Origin of the sequence: Streptomyces torulosus, from assembly GCF_001419765.1 — a bacterium.
Lineage (GTDB): Bacteria > Actinomycetota > Actinomycetes > Streptomycetales > Streptomycetaceae > Streptomyces > Streptomyces torulosus.
In genome coordinates, this window is record NZ_LIRK01000192.1 from 1 (window position 1) to 4,518 (window position 4,518).

Annotated in this window: 3 protein-coding genes and 2 pseudogenes; all 5 read left to right on the top strand. The window is 72.5% G+C overall.

Annotated elements, in window-relative coordinates:
- Positions 1-283 (top strand): annotated as a pseudogene (locus AOK23_RS14240) (hypothetical protein); the annotation flags it as partial.
- Complete coding sequence (locus tag AOK23_RS14245; RefSeq protein WP_079049475.1) at positions 280-1,557, top strand: ABC transporter permease; 1,278 nt, start codon at positions 280-282, stop codon at positions 1,555-1,557. The pseudogene AOK23_RS14240 and the gene AOK23_RS14245, both read left to right, overlap by 4 nt.
- A gap of 200 nt (positions 1,558-1,757) precedes the next feature.
- Complete coding sequence (locus AOK23_RS14250) at positions 1,758-3,167, top strand: hypothetical protein (RefSeq protein WP_055713086.1); 1,410 nt, start codon at positions 1,758-1,760, stop codon at positions 3,165-3,167.
- Between the two features lie 411 nt (positions 3,168-3,578).
- A complete protein-coding gene (locus tag AOK23_RS14255) occupies positions 3,579-4,121 on the top strand; it encodes a GNAT family N-acetyltransferase (protein WP_055713087.1) in 543 nt (180 codons plus the stop codon).
- Positions 4,122-4,178: 57 nt separating this feature from the next.
- A pseudogene (locus tag AOK23_RS14260) lies at positions 4,179-4,518 on the top strand (IS982 family transposase); the annotation flags it as partial.

Below are 4,518 nucleotides of genomic sequence, written 5' to 3' on the forward strand. Positions count from 1 at the left end.
GCCGTCCCTCCTGCTGTGCGACGAGCCGACCGGCAACCTCGACACCGCCAACACCGCGCTGGTCCTCGACCTCCTGACGGCCCTGAACGCGGACGGTATGACCGTCCTGGTCATCACCCACGACCCAGACGTGGCCGCCCACGGCACCCGCACGGTCACCGTCCGGGACGGCGTCCTCGCGGAGGCGGAGGCGGGGGTGGACGTGAACGGGGAGGTGGCCGCGGGCGCGACGGTGGTCACTGATCCCGTGCCCATGGGGCGGGGCGGGGGAGTCGGCGGATGATCCGGCCGAGCTGGTTCCGGCGGAGCGGTCGTCGCGGTCGTCGCGATCGAGGCCTCGACGTGGCTCCGCCGCCGTCGCGTCTCCACTGGCGGGACCTGCTCGCGGAGGCCGTCTCCGGTGTCCTCCAGCGTCCGGCCCGCTCCGCCCTGACCTCACTCGGCACCGTGCTCGGCGTGGGCGCCTTCGTCGCCGTACTCGGTCTGACCGCCACCGCGTCCGCCCAGATCGACGACCGTTTCAACGCGCTGACCGCCACCGAGGTGACCCTTCAGGACGCCGTCGTCGAGCAGGACCCCATGGCCGAGTACGCCTTCCCCGCCGACGCCGAGGAGCTGATCCGGCGCGTCAACGGAGTACGGGAGGCGGGCGTGCTGTGGCCGGTGAAGCTGCCCGAGGGCCAGCGCGTCACCGGTTCCCCGCTGGTGGACGGCGTGCACGCGGACACCCCCGTCCGGGCCGCCTCCCCCCGGGCGCTGCGCGCCGCCCAGCCCACCCTCGCCGAGGGGCGCCTCTACGACGACCACCTGGCCGACCGCCGCGAGCCGGTCGTGGTCGTCGGCCGGTCGGTGGCCCAGCGCCTCGGCATCACGGGGCTGGACACCGATCCGGCGGTCTTCATCGGGGACCAGTCGTTCACGGTCGCCGGGATCCTCTCCGACGTGGAACGCCGCCCGGAACTGCTGCTGTCGGTGATGGTGCCGCCCGCCACGGCCGAGGCGCTGTGGGGGGCGCCGGAGCCGGGCGCGGCGGAGATGCTGATCGCCACCGAGCTGGGCGCGGCGAGCCAGGTCGCGCGGGAGGCACCGGTCGCGCTGCGGGCGGACCACCCCGAGTACATCCGGGCCGTGCCGCCGCCCGACCCCCGCGGGCTGCGTACCTCGGTCGGCGACGACCTCTCCCAGCTGTTCCTCGCCCTGGCCGGGATCTGCCTGGTCATCGGCGCGGTCGGCATCGCCAACACGACGCTGGTCTCGGTGCTGGAGCGCACCGGGGAGATCGGACTGCGCCGGGCGCTCGGGGCGCGCGGCCGGCATGTCACCGTGCAGTTCCTCACGGAGTCCGGGGCGTTGGGCGGCCTCGGTGGTCTGGTCGGCACCAGTATCGGCGTGCTCGTGGTGGTGGCGGTCGCGGTGGGCCGGGAGTGGTCCCCCGTGGTCCACCCGCTGGTGGTGACGACGGCCCCGCTGATCGGCCTCGCCACGGGCGTGGCCGCGGGCCTCTACCCGGCGTGGCGCGCCGCCCGCATCGAACCGGTGGAGGCGCTCCGCCGCTGAGCGCCGAGTGCTCATTCTGAGTCTGAACGCCGAGTCATGAAAGGCATGTTCCGCGCGGCCGACTGCCGAGTGTCCCAACCGGCGTGCGCGCCACAGCCGTTGACCCGGATCACGAGCGCCAGCACAATGAGCGGCGCGCGCTTTGAGAGCGCTCTCAAACGTCAGGTGTCGCCTGATGCCCCGCACTCCAAGGGAGAACCATGACCGGCAGACCAGGTCCGACACCCAGCCGTCGCGCGCTGCTCGGCTTCGGCGTGGCGGCGCTCACCGCGACCGGCCTCTCCGGCACGGCCCACGCGGCGCCCGGGGTCCCCGCCAGGCAAGCGCCCGGCGCCGCCAAGGCTCCCGGCGGGTCGGCCCGGCGGCGTGCGCGGTCCTTCCTCGCCGCCGCCATGGACGCCTACCCGGACCACGGCACCGTCCGGCTGACGCAGAGCTACACCGACCAGGCGAACCTGTTCAGCACGGCGTTCACGTACGACAACGCCCTTGCGATCCTCGCCCACTTGGCGGTGCGCACGCGGGACGGCGAGACCCGGGCCGTGGCCCTCGGGGACGCGCTGATCTACGCCCAGGCGCACGACCCGGCTTACGACGACGGCCGGTTGCGGCAGGCATACAACGTCGGGCCGTACGTCTTCTTCGACGGCGTGCCGCAGCCGCACGGCTTCGTACGGCCCGACGGCACCGCGAACGTCGGCACGCAGTTCGGCTTCACGGGGACGGCCGTCGGGGACATGGCGTGGGCCGGGATCGCGCTGAGCGCGCTGGCGCGGCGGACTCGGGCCCGGCGGTTCCTCGCGGCGGCGGTGCGGATCGGGGAGTGGATCGAGCGCACCGGCCGTACGGACGAGCCCCTCGGCGGCTACAAGTTCGGTGTGAACGGGGCGAACGAGAAACTGCCGTTCACGTCGACCGAGCACAACACGGACCTGGTCTGCCTGTTCGGGCGGCTCGCCCGGCTCACCGGCGACCGGGTGTGGCGGGAACGCGCGGCGCGGGCGGAGGCGTTCGTGCGGCGGATGTGGGAGCCGGCGGGCGGCTTCTTCTACACGGGCACCAACGACGGGGTCACCGTCAACAAGTCCCCCGTCCCCGAGGACACCCAGACCTGGACGCACCTCGCGCTCGACTCGCGCCGTCACGCGCGGTCCCTGGACTGGGCGGCCGGTGAACTGGCCGTCCTGGACCACTCCGAGCGCCGCAACAGCACGGTGCCGGCCGGGCAGTCGTACGAGGGGGTCACGTTCAGCTCGGCGAGCCTCGTCGCCGACGAGGACAAGCCGATCGCCGAGTTCCAGCCCAAGCCGGACCGCAACGGTGTGTGGTTCGAGGGGACCGCCCATCTGGCGCTCGCGTTCCGTGACCGGGGGGCGCGCGGCGACGAGTACCGAGCCCGACGCCTGCTCGACTCCCTCGAACGCGCCCAGGACCACCTCGGCACCGCTCAGACGGTCGGCGGCCGTACCCTCCCGGAACGCTCCGGCATCGTCTCCGCGAGCAGCCCCCTCGACACGGGTTTCGGCTTCGGCTACTACCCGTACCGGCACACCGGGGCGACGGCCTGGTACCTGATGGCAGCGGTACGGGCGAACCCGCTGCGGGCATGAACGGGCCCCGGAGCGGGTGACCTTGGAGAAGCGGCCCCCTTCGCGCGAAGCCATCGCGCGGGAGGGGGCCGCGCGGTGTCCGTGGCCCGGTACGGCGTCCGTTTCGAACGGGGGGGGGACACTCCACCCGCTCCGAACGGGGCCTGCTCCACGGGCCACCACGGGTCTCGAACGAGGCGCGCTCCGCAGGCGCGATCGCGACGGCGGCGGAGCCATGTCGGGGCCTCGACCGGACGACAAGGCGCGCCGCCTTCTCAGGGACCTGCTGATCCAGTCGCCCCATCGCCATGCGGCGAGCCGGACGTCCGGCGGTGGACGGTGACGTCACGTGCGATGCGGGACCTGCCCGCCCCGACGCGGAGATCGTTTATTGGTTTGCCGCCGGTCGGGGCGGTCGGATAGGAAGCTCGCATGCTGAAGGGGACCAAGGTCGGGCTCAGGGCCCGGTACGAGGACGACATCCCGGTCCTGCGGACCGAGCTCTACGACGACGTGGCCAACGCCGCGCGCGCCGAGGCCGGGCCGTGGCGGCCGATCACACCCGACTCGAAGGACCCCCGGCTGTTCGTGGACGGCAAGAACGACGGACTCGTCCAGTTCTCCGTGGTGGAGCTGGAGGGCGACACCCTGGTCGGCGCCGCGACGCTCTGGGGCATCGACAACCACAACCGGTGCGCCCACATAGGGCTCGGGCTGCTGCCGTCCTGCCGCGGCAAGGGTTACGGCACCGACGTCGTCGCCGTGCTGTGCCACTACGGGTTCGTCGTGCGCAGCCTGCACCGGCTCCAGATCGAGACGCTGTCCGACAACACCGCGATGCTCCGCTCCGCCGAGCGGAACGGCTTCGTCCGCGAGGGCGCCCTGCGTTCCTCGGCCTGGGTGATGGGCGAGTTCCTCGACGAGGTGCTCCTCGGCCTCCTCGTCGAGGACTGGAAGCCGGCCGCCAAGAGCTAGACGAGTAGTTCCAATTGCGGGGTTCTCAGACGGAGGGAGGGTGTCCAACATCGGGTTGTGACGACCGATTTAGACACCCTCTTGACGGCACTGTACGTGCATGTCGATGACCGTTTGAAGACCCCGCGGTGGCGCGGACGTCCGCCGCGACTGACCGATGCCGAGCTGGTGACCCTGGCGGTGGCCCAGGCCGTGCTGGGCTTCCACTGCGAGGCCCGCTGGCTGCGCTTCGCCCACGCCCACCTGCACGGGATGTTCCCGTACCTGCCGCAGCGGCCCGCCTACAACAAGCGGCTGCGAGCCGCTCTGCCCCTGGTCAAACGGGTCATCCGGTCGCTGGCCGCAGACACCGACCTATGGCTGGACGATGTCTGGATCGTGGACTCCACTCCCGTGG

Coding starts and splice junctions, on each gene's coding strand:
- AOK23_RS14245 (WP_079049475.1), top strand. CDS start 280: ATGATCCGGCCGAGCTGGTTCCGGCGGAGCGGTCGTCGCGGTCGTCGC.
- AOK23_RS14250 (WP_055713086.1), top strand. CDS start 1,758: ATGACCGGCAGACCAGGTCCGACACCCAGCCGTCGCGCGCTGCTCGGC.
- AOK23_RS14255 (WP_055713087.1), top strand. CDS start 3,579: ATGCTGAAGGGGACCAAGGTCGGGCTCAGGGCCCGGTACGAGGACGAC.